Genomic DNA, 1,091 nt, shown 5'->3' with positions numbered 1-1,091 from the left:
GTCGGGGCGGGCGGCGGCTGCGGCGACCAGCGGGCAGGCGCGCAGGACGGCCTCCACCTCGCCGAGTTCGACCCGGAAGCCGCGGATCTTGACCTGGTCGTCGCGGCGGCCGGCGAACTCCAGCTCTCCGCCGGGTGTCCAGCGCACGAGGTCGCCGGTGCGGTACAGGCGGTGGCCGGGCGGACCGTACGGGTCGGGCACGAAGCGCTCGGCGGTCAGCGCGGGCCGGTTGAGGTAGCCGCGGGCCACCTCGGTGCCGCCGATGAGGAGTTCGCCGAGGACGCCGACCGGCACCTGCTCGTCGTCGGTGTCCACCACGTACACCCGCCGGTCGCCGAGCGGCCGGCCGATGGGCACGCTGCCGGCGGGCGGTTCACCGGCGTCGTGGGTGGTGGCGGTGACGGTGGTCTCGGTGGGGCCGTAGGCGTTGCAGACCCGCACCCACGGCACGGCGGCCCGCCAGACGGCGAGGGTGTCGGCGGGCACCGTCTCGCCGCCGAGGACCAGCAGCCGCAGCGGGGCGAGGGCCGCGGCCAGCCGCCGGTCGAGGCTGAGGGCCAGTTCCGACCAGTAGGTGGGCGGCACGTTGACCACGGTCAGGCCGTACCGCTGGACGATCTCCGGTACCTGGGTGGGCAGCCAGGGCTCCTCGGGGCGCATCACGACGGTGGCGCCCGAGGTGAGGGCGGGCAGCACCTGGTCGAGGGAGGCGTCGAAGGAGAAGGAGGCGAAGGCCAGCACGCGGTCGTCGGCGGTGATGCCGAGGCGCTGCCGGGCGGCGGCGGCCGTGGCCGGTTCGGCGACGACGCAGTGCAGCCCGGCCTCCTCGGCCATGTACGCCAGCCGCTGCGCGGGCAGTTCGGGGTCGAGGGGCACATACGCGCCGCCCGCCCGCCAGATCCCCTCGATGGCGGCGACCGACCACAGGCCGCGGCGCAGCAGCACACCCACCGGGCCGCCCTCGCCGACGCCGGTCCTGCGGAGGGCGGCGGCGAGCCCGCCGGACAGGGCGTCGAGTTCCGCATAGGTGGCGCTGTCGTCGCCGCAGCGCAGCGCGGTCGCCTCGGGCCGGCCGGTGAACGCGACCGGCT

General features: G+C 76.4%; 1 protein-coding gene. It reads right to left on the bottom strand.

Going from position 1 to position 1,091, the window contains the following annotated elements; genetic code table 11:
• Positions 1-1,091: AMP-binding protein (locus FRZ03_RS40115; RefSeq protein ID WP_261398716.1), on the bottom strand; the 1,091-nt coding region annotated here is incomplete at both ends.

The sequence above is a fragment of the Streptomyces misionensis genome, assembly GCF_007896895.1.
GTDB classification, from domain to species: domain Bacteria; phylum Actinomycetota; class Actinomycetes; order Streptomycetales; family Streptomycetaceae; genus Streptomyces; species Streptomyces misionensis_A.
The sequence above is the reverse complement of the archived record's forward strand: the minus strand, read 5'-3'. Positions and strand labels throughout refer to the sequence as shown.